Raw genomic sequence first — 14,469 nt, 5'->3', positions numbered from 1 at the left:
CGCGCGTGGTCCGACGGGCACGCCTCAAGGTCGGCGGCACACGGAGGGAGCGTGCGGTGGAACTGAGCACGGGTCAGGTGCTGGCCTGGCGGCAGCGGAGGCAGTACGTCGACGGGTCGGGTCCGGGGGATCCGGCCCTGGTCGTGGAGCGGCTGGTCGGGGTGCAGGCCCAGGTGCCGGCTGCGGCCGACCTCGCGCTCGCCCTGCGTGGGTCCGCCGGCGGGGCGCAGGCCGCGCTCGGTGCCGGGAGGCTGCTGCGGACCTGGGGGCAGCGAGGGACGCTGCACCTGCTGACGCCCGGTCAGGCCGCCGACGTGCTGGCCCTGATGGCCTCGGCCCGGACCTGGGAGAAGCCCGCGTGGACCAGGGAGTTCGGGGCCACCCCCGCCCAGGTCGCCGAACTCACCGCGCGGGTGGACGTGTTGCTGCGCGGCCGGGTGCTGACCCGTGAGGAGCTGGCGGCCGAACTCGCCGCCGAGCCGGAATTCGCCTCGCTGCGGCCGCAGTTGGCCTCCGGCTGGGGTGCGCTGCTGAAGCCGCTGGCCTGGCAGGGCGTGCTCTGCCACGCGCCGACCGAGGGCGCCCGCACCTCCTTCGCGCACCCCGCCGACCTGGCCGCCGACTGGCCCGCGCCGCCGCCCGTCGAGGAGGCCGGCCCGCGCGTCCTCGCCGCCTACCTGGCCGCGTACGGACCGGCCGGGCTGGACCGGTTCGACGCCTGGCTGTCCCGCAACAGCCTGCGCAAGGCCGTCCTGAAGTCCTTCGCCGCCACGCTCGGCGACCGCCTCGCCGAGGTCCGGGTCGACGGCGAGCCCGGGTACGCGCTCGCGGAGCACCTGGGCGAGCTGGCGGCGGCGGAGCCGGCTCCCTCGGTGCACCTGCTGGGCGCCTTCGACCAGTACCTGCTCGGCCCCGGGACCAAGGCGGCGGAGATCCTGCCCGCCGCGCACCGCGCCGAGGTCAGCCGGGCGGGCGGCTGGATCGCCCCGCTGCTGCTGGTCGACGGCCGGATCGCCGGCGTCTGGGAGCTCGCGGGTACCACGCTCACCGTCCGCCCCTTCGACGCCCCGCCGCCCGCCGCCGCCCTGGACGCCGCCGCCGAGCGGCTGGCCGCGGCCAGCGGACTGGACGGGCTGACCGTGCGGCTGGGCTGACTGTGCGGGTGGGCTGACCGGGCGGCTGGGCTGACGGCGGTGCTGTGGCACCATGGCGGTGCCCCGCCGTGCCCCCGCGCCGGAACCCCTGAAGGAGAGTGCGCCGATGACCGCCGACGACCAGCTGAGCTTCCGCCCCGCCGTCCAGCAGGACGTGCCGGACCTGGTCGCCCTGGTGGAGTCGGCGTACCGCGGTGACGCCAGCCGGGTCGGCTGGACCACCGAGGCCGACCTGCTGGAGGGGCAGCGCACCGACGCGGCGGGCGTCGCCGAGGTGATCGGCCGCTCCGAGTCGGTGGTGCTGGTCGCCGAGGACGGCGGGCAGCTGGTGGCCTGCTGCCACGTGGAACGGCGCGGCGACACCGCCTACTTCGGGATGTTCTCGGTCCGCCCGACCGCGCAGGGCGGCGGCCTCGGGCGCCGGGTGCTGGCCCGCGCCGAGCAGTGGGCCCGGGCCGAGTGGGGCGTCACCGCGATGGAGATGACGGTGATCGAGCAGCGCGCCGACCTGATCGCCTGGTACGAGCGCCGGGGCTTCGCCCGCACCGGCGAGTTCGAGCCGTTCCCCTACGGCGACGAGCGGTTCGGCGTCCCGCTCCGCCCGGACCTGCGCTTCGAGAAGCTGGTCAAGCCGCTCGGCTGAGCGCCGTACTGACACCCCGTCAGTGCCGTCAGAGCCCGCAGGCCCGGCACGGCCGCCGGGTGCCCAGGTGGTAGCCGAACGCGGCCACCGCCAGCCCCAGGCCCCACAGCCAGTACGCGGGCATCGCGACCCACAGGAAGCCCAGCGGCAGCGCCCCGTCGTGCGCCACCGGGTGGAGCGTCTCGCCGACCAACTGGCCGATGCCGACGCCGAAGTAGACCAGCAGCCCGAGCGAGATCGCGGACGCCGGGGCGAGCAGTAGCAGGCGCGGCACCCGCCGCCCGCCGAGCCGCGGAAGCCACCCCGGCACGACCCGCCCCCAGCGGTGCACCAGCGAGAGCGGCAGCGCCGTCCCCGCCAGCACGAAGCCGGTCTCGAAGACCGCGAGCGAGAGCGCCTCCGCCGTGTTCAGCGGCCCCGGCGAGCCGAAGCCCAGCCCGTACTGGGCCAGGATCCGCAGCCAGCACGAGGCCACCGCCCCGTACGCCGCCCACCAGGCCCAGCGCGGCGGCCGGGCCGACGGTTCGCGGACCGCCGGACCGTCGGTGCGGCCGCACCGACCGCACGCCCCCCACAGGCGGCGGCGGTACGACAGTGCGGCGGCGGCCAGCAGCGCCACCACCGTGGCGCAGGCGGCCCGGCTGAGGAAGCCCGGTAGCGAGCGGGGCAAGCCCAGTCCGGGCAGCAGCCCGCCGACCACGTCCAGCAGCAGGAACGGGCAGCAGACCAGCAGGGCCGCGCCGACCGCCCCGGCCGCCACCAGCAGCGCGGGCCGCGGGCGACGGGCTCTCCACAGCCCGCCGCCCGCCGCCGCCGCGCCCGCGCACAGCGCGACGGCCGCCCAGCCCGGGAACAGCAGCAGGTCCGTCCCGAGCCGGCCGAACGACGGCGCGTGGCCCGCCGCCCACCACGCCTGGAGCGCCCCGTACCCCACCGCGGCGCCCACCGTTCCCGGAGCCGCCCACCGCGTCCAGCGCGGGCCCACCCGTTCCCCCATGGCCCCACGGTAGGGAGAGCGGGCGGCGGAGGTCATCGACGGCGGGGAGGAGCCGGTGATCCTCCGTCAGGACGAGGAGCCGTCCTGACGGGTCGTCACCAGGTCGACGGGGCCGGCGGCGGGACCACCGGCGGGCGGTCGTCGCAGGTGATGGTGTTGGGCAGTTCCCACGGGGCCAGCCAGGCGCCGGTGGTGCCGCCGCCGGAGTTGCCGCCGAGGTCGGTGACGCCGAACTCCGAACCGGCACCCGTGAAGTGGAAGGTGCCGCAGTTGTTGATGCCGACCGCGCCGACGTTGCGGGCCACCACGTTCTCGAACGTCGCGGAGCCGGCCACCCGGGCGCTGAGCACCGAGGTGCCGGTGCCGTCGATCCGGACGTCCTTGAACGCCAGCTTGGACAGCTTGTACTGGTCCTTCACGCCCCACTCGGCGACCGCCATGATCGCGTTGTAGGTGGAGTCCAGGTAGTGGTCGCCGGTGACCTTGATGTCGGCGTCGATGTCCCGGTCCAGCACCTCGAACCAGATCGCGCCGAGGCCGATGTTCCAGTTCAGCTCGTACGTGCCGGCCCGCACCACGGTGTTGTCGGTGAAGTGCAGGTACCCGGCGAACGGCTCCGCGCCGAACCGCGAACCGGCGTGCAGGCCGGAGCCCTCGCGCACCGGGTCGGCCACCAGGTTGGCGGAGACCGTGGTGTCGGTGCCGCCGTACACCGCGATGCCGTTGGCCAGGGTCGGCGACTGCACGGTGTTGTGGTCGATGACGACCCGGGCGTCCGCGGTCTTCTCCGACCACAGCGCGATGCCGTCGTCACCGGTGTTGCGGACGAAGTTGTCGCGGATCACCGAGTCGGTCACACCGGTGTGGAAGTTGATGCCGTCGGCGATCTGGTCGGCGATCTGGTTGCCGGTGATCGCCAGGTTCCTCATCGGGCCGTCGAGCCAGATGCCGACCTTGGTGTGGTGGATGTACAGGCCGTCGATGGTCGAGTCGCTGAACGCCCCGCCCACGCCGTTCACCTGGTCGGTGTCGATCCGCTCCCGGACGTCGCCCTCGATCGCGAAGCCGGAGAGGTGGACGTTGTGGCTGCCGCCCTGCGCCGCGTCCTTGCCGTAGACGCCGACGCCCGTGTGCACCGAGCCGTCCGGGGCGGGCGTGGCCAGGGTCTGCTGCGTGCCCTTCAGCACGGTGTACCAGCTGCCCGCGCCGATCAGCGTCACGTCGTCCACCACCAGGTGGCGGTTGACCTGGAACACGCCCGGCGGCAGGTAGACCGGCAGGTGAAGCAGCTTGGCCAGGACGATCGCCCGGTCGATGGCGTCCGCCGAGTCCCGGCGGCCGGTCGGGTCGGCGCCCGTCGCCAGCACGTTCACGGCCTTCAGCTCCACCCGCGGCGCGGCGACCAGCTGGGAGTCCATCAGGTCGATCGCGGCCCAGGCGGCCGAGGACCCGGCGGGCAGCGTCAGGCGCACCTTGTCGCCGGCCTTGTAGGTGCGGCCGAGCAGCATCCGCTGCTCGTCGTAGGCGTGGCCCGGGCGGAACGGGGTGGAGATCGCCGGCGCGGGCGTGGTCGCCGCCGGGACGCAGCCGCACTCGGTGATCCACCAATCCGGGTGCAGCAGGCCCGCGTTGGGGTCGTTGGTGAACGGGTACTGGTTGTACAGCCAGGCGTACTGGCTGGTCAGCGCCAGCGACTTGCGGTTCTTGCCGTCGACGGTGACGTCCAGCGGCGCGGTGGTGCCGCCGCCGTTCGGCGCGTCCGGCAGGCTGTAGCGGACGGTGATCGCGTTGGCGTCGCGGGGCAGCGTGAACTCCACGTACTGACCCGGCGTCAGCTTCACCGCACTGCGCCCGGACGCCTCGGCGGCCAGGGTGTACGCGGTGCGGTCGGCGGCCAGCACAGTGCCGGTGGTGGCGGCGCGCTCGGCCTCCTGCTCGGCGAAGTCCACCCGGGCGCCGCGACCCTCGGACAGCGACGGGTCGATCCCGGCCCGGCTCACCGCCGGGTTGCCGACGGTGCCGGACGGGACGGGCGCGGCCTGGGCGATCGGCGCGCTGAGCGCGACGCCGAGGCCGAGGACGGAGGCGACCACCGCCGCACCGGTGCGCACCGAGAGGCGCGGCAGGGCGTGGGCCGGGGAGGTCGGACGTGACGGGGGCTGGGTGGCAGCAGGCATCGGGGCTCGGCTCTCTCAGGCGTGGCGAAGGTGGAACGCCCGGGACGCTCACGGGGCGTACGACACGGTGAAGGTGAGCCGACAGTAGGGGTCCGCGCAGCGTCCCGACAAGGACCCTGCGCGGAAATTTCTCTTCGATGTCAGGTTTTTGCGGCGTGGAAGTTGCTCGTTGCGGTACCCGAACGGTTCGTCAGGTGTCGGCTCCTCAGCTGTCCGCGGGCAGCTCGGCGGCCGCGGCCTTGGCGCCCGTCTGCGACCACTCCAGGTACCGCCCCGACTCCCGGGTCAGGCCCAGCAGGAACCACAGCAGCAGCCCGGTGTCGTCGCTCCAGCCCAGCACCGGGATGAAGTCCGGAATCGCGTCGATCGGACTCACCAGGTACACCGCCACCGCGAACGCCAGCGCCAGCAGCTTGGCCGGCCCGAGCCCCGGGTACCGGCCGGTCAGCGCGTCGCGCAGCAGCCGCGGCAGCGCGAACACCCGCGCCGCCAACCCCGGTGCGCCGGGCCGCTTCGTCTCCCGGTACAACCCCCACGCCGACCGGGTCACCGCCAGGCCGTCGAGTCCGCGCACCCGCGCCGCGGCCGACCCCTTCGATGCCTTCGACGCCTTGCCCTTGCTCACGCGAGCCTCCTGCACGCTCCGACTCCCTCCACGGTACGGGAGCGGCCCCCTCCGGCCGAAGGCCCGTACCGGACTGCGACTGATCCGTGACGCGGCCCGGACCCGGCGCCTCGGCTCCCTGCCGCCGGGCGACCCAGACCCGGCGCCGGAGCGGGACGCCGTCGTCCGGGTCGATCCCTGCCGCCGGGCGGCGGTCAGCGGGTGCGCGCCGTCGGCGGCCGTTCGATGCTGGCGGCATGACGAGCAACAGCACAGCCGAGCCCTTGGTCGAGATCGCCGAGTTCCGCACCGACAGCCGCTACCGCCTGGTCCACTTCAAGGGCTCCGGCTGGAAGCCGCTGGCCCCCGAGGAGTTCGAGCCGGAGATCAGGCACCACTTCCCCGACCTCGACCCCCGCGACCCGGTCAAGGTGCACTGGGACGACCGCCCCTGGGAGTGGCCGCACTGGCACCCGGGCGAAGCCTGACGGAAAACCGCGACCCGGCTCAGCCGTGGGCGCCGGCCAACAGTGCCAGGACCTCCTCGGTGGTGGCGCGCTCGCCGAGCCGCGGGAAGATCCGCTCCACGCTGTTCCGGTGCGCCTCCGGGTCGAAGTCGGTCATCGCGTCGACCACCGGCGTCACGTGGTAGCCGTGCTCGTGCGCGGCCCGGGCGGTGGACTCCACGCCGATGCTGGTCGCCACCCCGGTCAGCACGATCTGGGTGACCCCGCGGCGGCGCAGCTGGACGTCCAGGTCGGTGCCGTGGAAGGCGCCCCAGTTGTGCTTGGTCACCACCAGGTCGGACGGGTCGTGCAGCTCGGCGGCGAGCACGTCCCAGCCCTCCTGGCGCGGCGCGGCCGGGCCGCCCTCGGTGCGGCCCGGCGGGACGTCCCCGCCGTCCGGGGCGAAGCTCACCCGCACCAGGACCACCGGCAGCTTCGCGGCGCGGAACGCCTCGGCCAGTCGGACGGTGCGCTCCAGCACCTCCCGGGTCGGGAACGGGGCGCCCGGGGCGGCGAGGATGCCCTGCTGGAGGTCGATGGCGACCATCGCGGTCACCGGGTCGAGCGTCGTGAGGGGCATGACGGGGCCTTTCGGTGGCGGGGGTGTACGGAGATCGGTAGCGAGGTGTGCGGACGTCGGCAGCGGGGCGCGCGGACGGTGGGAGGGGTCAGCGGACGCGTCGCAGCGAGCGGTCGGCCAGTGTGAGCACCAGGAGCAGCGCGGCGACCGCCGCCAGCAGCCGGCCCAGCTCGTGCAGGCCGCCGGTGTCGGCGCCGTGCCGGAAGAACGCGGCGGTGGCGGCCGAGGAGGCCAGTGCGCCCAGGTACATGAAGGTGCGCAGCAGCCCCGCCGAGGAGCCCATCCGGTCGGGGTCGGCCTGGGCGTACAGCGCGTTCTGGTTGGCCAGCCCGGTCAGCCCCTGCGGTACCCCGAGCGCCGCGCCCAGGAGCGCCAGCGCCCACCCGGGCGTCCCCGCGCCGAGCAGCAACAGGGCCGCCCCGCCCGCGAGTTGGACCGCCCCGCCGACCAGCAGCTTGCCGCGCACCCCGGCCCGGCGGCCGGTCGCCGCGGTCACCGCGATCGCGGTTGCCGACATCGGCAGCAGCACCAGCCCCGCCGCCGAGGCGCTCAGCCCGCGACCCTCCTCCAGCCACTGGGTGTAGCCGTACAGGAAGGCGTACGAGCTGGTGTAGGCGAGCAGTTGGCGCCCGTAGGTGGCCAGCAGCGCCGGGTTGCCGCCCAGCACCCGCAGGTCGACGAACGGGCGTGCGGTGCGCAACTCCCGGACGGCGAAGGACGATCCGGCGGCCAGGGTGAGCAGCGGCAGGTACCAGCGGTCGACGCGCGGGGCCATCAGGAAGAGCATCAGCGCGGTCAGCGCCAGCGCGAACAGGCCCATCCCTGGCAGGTCCACCCGGGCCGGGCCGGTGCGGGCGGACGGGCGGGGCAGGAAGCGGGCGCCGAGGACCAGGCAGGCCAGCGAGAGCGGCAGGTTCACCGCGAAGATCAGGTGCCAGCCGCCCGCGCCGATCAGCAGGCCGCCGAGGGTAGGGCCGACCACCGCGATCACCTGGTTGGAGATCGACAGCGCCGCCAGCACCCCCGCCGGGCTGCGCTCCGCGCCGATCCGGTCGTTCTCCGAGCGCAGCAGCGCCATCGAGGCCGGGTACGCCGCCGAGGTGCCGAAGCCGAGCAGCACCCGGGAGACCACCAGCACGCCCAGGCTCGGCGCGAACACCCCCAGCACACCCGCCACGCCCACCAGCGCCGTCCCGCACAGGTACAGCGGGCGCGGCCCGAACAGGTCCACCAGCCGGCCGATCACCGGCTGCCCGACCGCCGTGGCCAGGTACAGCCCCGTCACCAGCCACGCCGTCTGCGCGGGCGCCGCGCCGAACGCCCGGCCGATCGGGATCAGCGCGACCGCCAGCATCGAGGAGTTGACCGGGTTCAGCACCGAGCCCAGCACCATCGGCGCGATCAGCCGCCGGTCGAAGGCGCCCCGCCGCTGCTCGACCGGGACGGCCGTGGGTCGCGTGCGCAGGCTCACAACTGCGCCACCCGGTCCAGCACCGCCATCGCGGTGACCACCGCGCGGCGCTCCTCCTCGGTGCACCGCTCGCTCAGCGCCAGCGCCAGCCACTCCTGCCGGGCCCGGCGGTCGCCCGCCCGGCGCTCCCGGCCCGCCGGGGTCAGCGCCACCAGCTGGCGGCGGCCGTCCGCCGGGTCCGGGCTCCGCTCCACCAGGCCGGACAGCTCCAGCGCGGCGACGATCTTCGCCATCGACTGCGGACGCATCCGCTCGGCCGCCGCCAGCCCGCTGGTGGAGTCCGGACCGGCCTGGTCCAGGTGCCGCAGCACGGCGACCTGCCCCGGTGTCAGGTCGCCCTCCACGGCGATCCCGCGGAGCCGGCGACGCAGCCGGCCGACCACGGCCCAGGTGTCCTGGGCGGCCTGCACGGCGGACTCGGCGACCTCGGGGGTCTGCTTCGGCTTCACGCCGCCCACGCTAAAACCTTCAGCCCAGGCTGTCCAGTTTCAGCTGTACAGTCTGGGCTGAAGGTTTGCCGCGGCGCGGGGTCAGCGGGGCAGCTGGGCCCGCTCGCGCGCGGTGTCGCGGGGCGGCTGGCCCCGATCGCGGTGCGGGGTCAGCGGGGCAGCTGGGCCTCGATCGCGGCGATCAGCTCCGGGGCCTCCGGCTCGGTCCGCGGGCGGAACCGGCCGACCACGGCGCCGTCCGGCGACACCAGGAACTTCTCGAAGTTCCACTGCACGTCGCCGGCCGCGCCCTCGGCGTCCGCGAACTCGGTCAGCCGGTCGAACAGCGGGTGCCGGCCCTCGCCGTTCACCTCGACCTTCTCGAACAGCGGGAAGCTCACCCCGTAGGTGGTCGAACAGAACTCCTGGATCTCCTCGGCCGAACCCGGCTCCTGGCCCATGAACTGGTTGCACGGGAAGCCGAGCACCGTGAAGCCGCGCTCCTCGTACTGCTTCTGCAACCGCTCCAGACCGGTGTACTGCGGGGTCAGCCCGCACTTCGACGCGACGTTCACCAGCAGCAGCGCCTTGCCCTTGTGCTCTGCCAGCGAAGACGGCTCACCCGCCAGCGTCCGGACCGGAACCTCGTACAGCGACGCCATGGCCGCACCTGCCTCTCTGCAAGGGGACTCTCCGCACGGAGAAGACCGACGCCCCCGAACCTACCCCGCCGGGCAGGTGTCATGAGCAGCGCCCGATGCCGAGTCGGGCGGCGGCGGGGGTAGGGTCCGGGCATGACGCCCCCCGCGAACGCCGCGCTCGTGGTCACCACCACGCACGACGCCGAGGACAAGGCCCGCGCCCTCGCCGCCGCGGTGGTCGGCGAGCGGCTCGCCGCCTGCGCGCAGGTCTACCCGATCCGCTCGGTGTACCGGTGGGAGGGCGAGGTGCAGGACGCCGCGGAGTGGCGGACCGACTTCAAGACCCGCGCGGACCTCGGGGACCGGCTCACCGCGTACATCCGGGCGCACCACGACTACGACACCCCCGAGGTGATCGCCGTCCCGGTCGTCGCCGGCTCGGACGCGTACCTGGGGTGGGTCGCCGCCGAGACCGCGGAGAGCGCCGAGGCCGCCGAGGACTGAGGGAGGGCTGGTCGACGCGCGGCGGGTCCACCGGATGGCGGAGGGTGCCGGGCCCGGGGCGGTGCGCGTGGTGCGATGTCCGACGGTGCATCAACCGGATGGCACCGGGGGACGACTGACGAACCGGCGCGGAGGGACCCAGCGGTGGCCACTTACACGGACCTGCGGGCGATCATCATCAACTGCACCCTCAAGCGCTCCCCGGAGCGCAGCCACACCCAGGGCCTGATCGACCTCAGCACCGGCATCCTGCAACGCCAGGGTGTCCAGGTCGACGTCCTGCGGGCCGTCGACCTCGACATCGCCACCGGCGTCTGGCCCGACATGACCGAACACGGCTGGGACACCGACGAATGGCCCGTCGTCTACTCCCAGGTGATGGCCGCCGACATCCTCACCCTGGCCGGCCCGGTCTGGCTCGGCGACAACTCCTCCGTGATGAAGCGCGTGATCGAGCGCCTGTACTCCTGCTCCTCGATCCTCAACGACCGCGGTCAGTACGCCTACTACGGCCGCGTCGGCGGCTGCCTGATCACCGGCAACGAGGACGGCGCCAAGCACTGCGCGATGAACGTCATCTACAGCCTCCAGCACCTCGGCTACGTCATCCCGCCGCAGGCCGACGCCGGCTGGGTCGGCCCGGCCGGGCCCGGCCCGTCCTACCTCGACCCCGGTTCCGGCGGTCCCGAGAACGACTTCACCAACCGCAACACCACCTTCATGACCTGGAACCAGCTCCACCTCGCCCGGATGCTCAAGGACGCCGGCGGCATCCCCGCCCACGGCAACCAGCGCGCAGAGTGGGATGCCGGCTGCCGCTTCGACTTCGAGAACCCGGAGCACCGCTGATGTGCTTCGGCGCCACGGACGGCGTGAAGGTCACAACCCTGATCATGCGCCAGGCAAAGCAGGGCACCGGACCGACCGGCTACCGCTGCACCGCCTCCAGGGTGCTCGCGACGTCCGCCTGCTCCTGGCACCCAGGCGGCTACGCCTGCCCTGCCCGCTCGAACACGGAGGTCACGTCTCCGACCGCCTCCACCGAGTTCTCTCCAGCCCTTTCCTCGAAGGCCTGCGCCAGTCGCGCCCACATCCGAGAACGTTCGCAGCAGACGCGGCACATCTCTTCTTGACTCAGCGCCTCAGGTCGTGGAAGTCCAATCCGCTCCTCGAAGCCCACTTCACTTCCGAGGTGTGCGCCCAGGTCGCCGATCCTGCCTTTCCGCTTTTCGTGGACCGAGCGTACCGTCTGCTGGAATTCCCGGTGAGAACTGTCGGAGACCTGGTGGCGGCGGCGCACCTCCCGCAGCTGCATCACCGGATCATCGCCATAGCTGGGACATGAATGCTCGAACAGGAGTGAGTTGCATTCGGCGAACTCCTGCACGGCCCTGATGAAGTCGAATCTGGTCTGCCAGTGGTGCCGATCGACGGCGAAGTCGCGAGCCATCCTCCAGGTGTTGCCCTCCTCATCGAGCCACCGTCGCTGCACCTCGCCGGCATCGAGGCGCGAGTTTGAAATATCGCGCTCGCGGCGCTCCCATATCTGAACCATCAGGCCTGCCACCTTCTGCAACAGGTCATGCTGGTATTTGATCAGCTCCAGATCGTGCACGCCTACGGGGCGGAGAAAGGTCGGGTTCTTGAGCGGATAGTGCTCGTTCTCCCATACCACGAATTCATTGAAGGTCCGCAGGCCGACCAGATCCGGATCCTCCGCCACGATCCACGGCCGCATCGACGCTATGGAGCTGCTGTCCGCCCGTCGGCATGCCATGTCCAGATGGTCCACAGCCCGTTCGGCCAGGGATGCCGCATCGCCTTCCAGCCTTATCGGCCTACGCTTGTCGAGAGGTAGCAGGCCGATGGCGAAAATACATGCAGAGTAGTAGAAGTCGTGCCATGGAATCCGTCGGAGAGGCAGTCCTCTGAACCATGCGAACCGTATTTCCCGCTGGATGTGCCTAGCGGGCATCGGCCACTTCCATTCTCGTCCGGCGACCCTGGCCAGTAATTGCGCAGCGGCCTTTCTCGATTTCGCCGGACGTGAATGACCGTAAACCCTGGCGTACTTCAGTTCGCGTAGGCCTCTGCAGACCCCCAACGTCCTCCTGGCCTCCCGGGTCCAGCATCGCCGAGCCGGTGCCCATACCAGCATGAGCCTCAGGGCCACGCGCGAGATGGTGCCCCCTGGGACTCTCCGGAAGCGGTAGGCTCCGCGCAGTTCCTGGGCTTTTGCCTGGCCGACGAACTGGAAGAATTCCTGGACGAGAAGCTTTCCGTTCTTCCCTCTGGACGTGTTCGCGAAATCTCTGGCCAGGAGCTTCTCGATGCCACCTGCGCCCCCCGATCCGGCGTGGTCTCCATGATCCCGGAGATGCGCGGCAAAGTCGGATTCATAATCCTTGAGCATTTTCAGGATTCGGCTGCGCAAGTGCCTGAGCTCGACGTCTCGCTTGCTTGTTCCGGCTGGTCTTCTGTTGCACGAGCACCAGTCGTCTATCAGTTGCTCGCCCATGCCGAGTAATATCGCTTGGCGGTACCGGGCGGTGAGCAGTGCTGGCCGCCACCAGTTCTTGCGAACCCCGATTTTGCGGAAGTATGCCGGGGTTCCTTTCATCCAGGCCAGGCGTTCGACGTCGCGGTTCAGGCCCAGCTTGATGATGTCCTGATAGGTCATCAGCGCATCGAGACACAGGCCGAGCTGCTCCTGAATGAATCCGACCTCAAGTCGGAGGAACGGGTTGTGCGGGTCCTGTGAAATCGCATCGAAGTACTTTCCCAGCGCCTCGTCGTAACGCCTGGAGAACTTGTATTTCTGTGCCTCTTGGACATCCCTGAAGAGCCCGTGCGGGATGGCCAGGCCATGCCATGCGGCCCAGGGCGGTTTCTCCACAAGCCGCGTCAATGGAAGAATGAAGGCGCAGACCTCGTAGGCGGCGCTCTTTACGGCAGCCTCGAACGTCGACCCGGTGCAGGTAATCGATTGGCTGGCCCACTTGGGGAGGACAATGACCTGAACTGTCACGCTGCACGCGTTCTCCGGGCTTCGATAGAGAACTCCGTTCACCTGATAGGAGTACCTGACATGGGTCGCGCTCAAGAGCCTCCCAAGAGCTGCCACCAGAGTGGCGGGTGAATTGCCGGAGTCCAATGCCGGACTGTTCAGGACTTCTACGAAATCGATCTGCTGCGACCCGCCGGGCATGGGGGAGGGAGCCTCCAGGCTGACCTCGGCCAGGGCTTCCCGAAAATGCGTAGTCAGTCTCTCTGTCTCGATCTCCGGGCCGCCACCCTCGCTACTGAACGTGGGTACTGAGATCGGCCCGGGAACTATCATTCTGCGACTGATTCGGAATCTTCGAAAACAGTAGCAGGATCCGATTGTGAATATTGCGACTATGAAGAATTTGAAATGACTCGAAGCTTGAAGGGAGGTAACCCATGGATTGTCCTGGGCGCCTACGGGGGTGTGCCAGAACGATGCTATTCCCCAGAGGGAGACGGATGTCGACAGCAGGAACCCGCACAGCCATCCGTAGCCGCCGAAGGCCGGCCTGGGGACCTTCATGCGAAGCCATTGCCCCGGATTTTCTCTCCACCAAGACATGCGTACCCCAGGTCCAAGGGCTCCTACGACGGGGCCGGTATCTCCAACGTAGGCATCGGGTGCACCGCGTGCACCCCCTGCCGTGCACGGGTACCAACCGTCGTCGCGCGCGTGTGAATCGGCCCGAAGCATTCCGGACTGCGGGGTTGAATGGGGGCGCTGGTCGTCCTTGGAGACCTGGCCGTAACGTCTCCCGGCGCGCCGCCGACTCGGTCTCAGGTCAGCCCGTTCGCAAGGGTGTTGTCGTCCAGGGGCGCGTCGAGGAGGGCGAGCAGGCCGGGGTGGACCAGGGCGCCGGGGAGGCGGGGGTGGTCGGTGAGGATGCCGGTGGTGCGGAGGCGGTCGAGGGCGGGTTGTGGGGGGTGGGCGATTCGGTCGTGCAGCCAGGGGGCCGATACTGCGGGGGTGGCGCGCAGCTGGTGCAGGACGGCGGTGGCGGCCGGGTCGCCCGCGACTTCGGCGAGTGAGGCGTCGAGCACGGCGCGGTAGGTGGTGAGGGTGGCGCTGCGATGCCGGGCGGTCTCGGTGACGGCCCGGGCGACGACCTCACCCCAGCTGCTCAGCCGGCCCTCGGCGGCGGCGACCAGGGCCTCGTCGTGCTCCCGGCGGTGCCCGTGGACCCAGCCGTCGAGGTCGAGCAGCAGCCCGGGCAGCAGTCCCGCCGCCACCAGGTCGCACTGCCACAGCAGCCGGGCGAGGCGGCCGTTGGCGTCGGGGAACGGGTGGATGGTCAGCAGGCCGAGCGCGGCCAGGGCCGCGGCGTCCAGCGGCGGCGAGGTGGTGCGGGTGCCCCACGCGTACCAGCGCTCGAGGTGCTCGCGCAGCTCGTCGGCGGCGGCGTCGATCGCGAAGACGCGTCCGTCGTCCCAGGTGACGACGGCGCGCGAACGGCGGAAGCCGCCTGGGGACGGGATGTTGGGGTCGCCCGCGATCAGCAGCCGGTGCAGTTCGACGAGCGCGTCCGGGGTGAAGCACGGGCGCCGGCCGGGCTGTTCGGCGACCTCCTCGCGCACCGACTGGACCGCCAGCAGGCCCGCCGCGGTACGGCTCTCGGCCGCGGCGGCCAACTGCTCGGCCAGCCGCGCGGGATCCGCCCCCGCCACGTGGCGGCGGCGCAGCTTGGCGCGCACCCGTGGGCGGTGGAACAGGTCGGG

Annotated in this window: 13 protein-coding genes and 1 pseudogene; 5 read left to right on the top strand and 9 right to left on the bottom strand. The window is 71.7% G+C overall.

The genetic code is table 11. From position 1 onward, the window contains the following. Nucleotides 1-56 precede the first annotated feature (56 nt). Both AB0K51_RS26440 and AB0K51_RS26435 read left to right on the top strand, forming a co-directional pair. Nucleotides 57-1,154, top strand: a complete 1,098-nt coding sequence (locus AB0K51_RS26440; RefSeq protein WP_363459639.1) for a crosslink repair DNA glycosylase YcaQ family protein — start codon at nucleotides 57-59, stop codon at nucleotides 1,152-1,154. 106 nt (nucleotides 1,155-1,260) lie between these two features. Beyond that, entirely contained in the window at nucleotides 1,261-1,797 is a 537-nt protein-coding gene (locus AB0K51_RS26435) for a GNAT family N-acetyltransferase (RefSeq protein ID WP_363459638.1), read from the top strand. A gap of 28 nt (nucleotides 1,798-1,825) precedes the next feature. Here AB0K51_RS26435 and AB0K51_RS26430 read toward each other — a convergent pair whose 3' ends face one another. From AB0K51_RS26430 to AB0K51_RS26420, 3 genes and pseudogenes are all read right to left on the bottom strand, one after another. Continuing rightward, complete coding sequence (locus tag AB0K51_RS26430; protein ID WP_363459637.1) at nucleotides 1,826-2,794, bottom strand: hypothetical protein; 969 nt, start codon at nucleotides 2,792-2,794, stop codon at nucleotides 1,826-1,828. A 95-nt stretch (nucleotides 2,795-2,889) separates the two neighbouring features. Continuing rightward, the gene (locus AB0K51_RS26425) at nucleotides 2,890-4,971 is read right to left on the bottom strand and encodes a glycosyl hydrolase family 28-related protein (protein ID WP_363459636.1); all 2,082 of its coding nucleotides are present in this window, start codon (nucleotides 4,969-4,971) and stop codon (nucleotides 2,890-2,892) included. 307 nt (nucleotides 4,972-5,278) lie between these two features. After that, nucleotides 5,279-5,389: pseudogene (locus tag AB0K51_RS26420) on the bottom strand (DUF1232 domain-containing protein); the annotation flags it as partial. A gap of 443 nt (nucleotides 5,390-5,832) precedes the next feature. Between AB0K51_RS26420 and AB0K51_RS26415 the strand changes: the two are divergent. Then, nucleotides 5,833-6,063 carry a hypothetical protein gene (locus tag AB0K51_RS26415; protein ID WP_363459635.1) on the top strand — a complete coding sequence of 77 codons (231 nt, stop codon included), beginning with the start codon at nucleotides 5,833-5,835 and terminating at the stop codon, nucleotides 6,061-6,063. A 19-nt stretch (nucleotides 6,064-6,082) separates the two neighbouring features. Here the strand turns inward: AB0K51_RS26415 and AB0K51_RS26410 are convergent, their stop codons facing one another. The 4 genes from AB0K51_RS26410 to AB0K51_RS26395 form a co-directional block, all read right to left on the bottom strand. Continuing rightward, on the bottom strand, nucleotides 6,083-6,661 hold the full coding sequence (locus tag AB0K51_RS26410) for an isochorismatase family protein (RefSeq protein ID WP_363459634.1): 579 nt from the start codon (nucleotides 6,659-6,661) through the stop codon (nucleotides 6,083-6,085). 88 nt (nucleotides 6,662-6,749) lie between these two features. Beyond that, a complete protein-coding gene (locus tag AB0K51_RS26405) occupies nucleotides 6,750-8,132 on the bottom strand; it encodes an MFS transporter (protein ID WP_363459633.1) in 1,383 nt (460 codons plus the stop codon). Further along, the gene (locus AB0K51_RS26400; protein ID WP_363459632.1) at nucleotides 8,129-8,581 is read right to left on the bottom strand and encodes a MarR family transcriptional regulator; all 453 of its coding nucleotides are present in this window, start codon (nucleotides 8,579-8,581) and stop codon (nucleotides 8,129-8,131) included. The genes AB0K51_RS26405 and AB0K51_RS26400 overlap by 4 nt, the downstream gene beginning before the upstream one ends. 149 nt (nucleotides 8,582-8,730) lie before the next feature. Continuing rightward, complete coding sequence (locus AB0K51_RS26395; RefSeq protein WP_363459631.1) at nucleotides 8,731-9,222, bottom strand: glutathione peroxidase; 492 nt, start codon at nucleotides 9,220-9,222, stop codon at nucleotides 8,731-8,733. A 132-nt stretch (nucleotides 9,223-9,354) separates the two neighbouring features. On the opposite strand from AB0K51_RS26395, the gene cutA reads away from it, so the two are divergent. Then, a complete protein-coding gene (gene cutA, locus AB0K51_RS26390) occupies nucleotides 9,355-9,705 on the top strand; it encodes a divalent-cation tolerance protein CutA (RefSeq protein WP_363459630.1) in 351 nt (116 codons plus the stop codon). A gap of 144 nt (nucleotides 9,706-9,849) precedes the next feature. Beyond that, nucleotides 9,850-10,554 (top strand): flavodoxin family protein, encoded by a 705-nt coding sequence (locus AB0K51_RS26385; RefSeq protein ID WP_363459629.1) that lies wholly within the window; start codon nucleotides 9,850-9,852, stop codon nucleotides 10,552-10,554. A 139-nt stretch (nucleotides 10,555-10,693) separates the two neighbouring features. On the opposite strand, the gene AB0K51_RS26380 is transcribed toward AB0K51_RS26385, so the two are convergent. Beyond that, a complete protein-coding gene (locus AB0K51_RS26380) occupies nucleotides 10,694-13,276 on the bottom strand; it encodes a hypothetical protein (protein WP_363459628.1) in 2,583 nt (860 codons plus the stop codon). A gap of 254 nt (nucleotides 13,277-13,530) precedes the next feature. After that, a complete protein-coding gene (locus AB0K51_RS26375) occupies nucleotides 13,531-14,445 on the bottom strand; it encodes a Fic family protein (protein ID WP_363459627.1) in 915 nt (304 codons plus the stop codon). Nucleotides 14,446-14,469 lie beyond the last annotated feature (24 nt).

Source organism: Kitasatospora sp. NPDC049285, assembly GCF_040678815.1.
Taxonomy (GTDB): Bacteria; Actinomycetota; Actinomycetes; order Streptomycetales; family Streptomycetaceae; genus Kitasatospora.
Note: the sequence above shows the minus strand (reverse complement) of the source record. Positions and strands in the feature narration are given on the sequence as shown.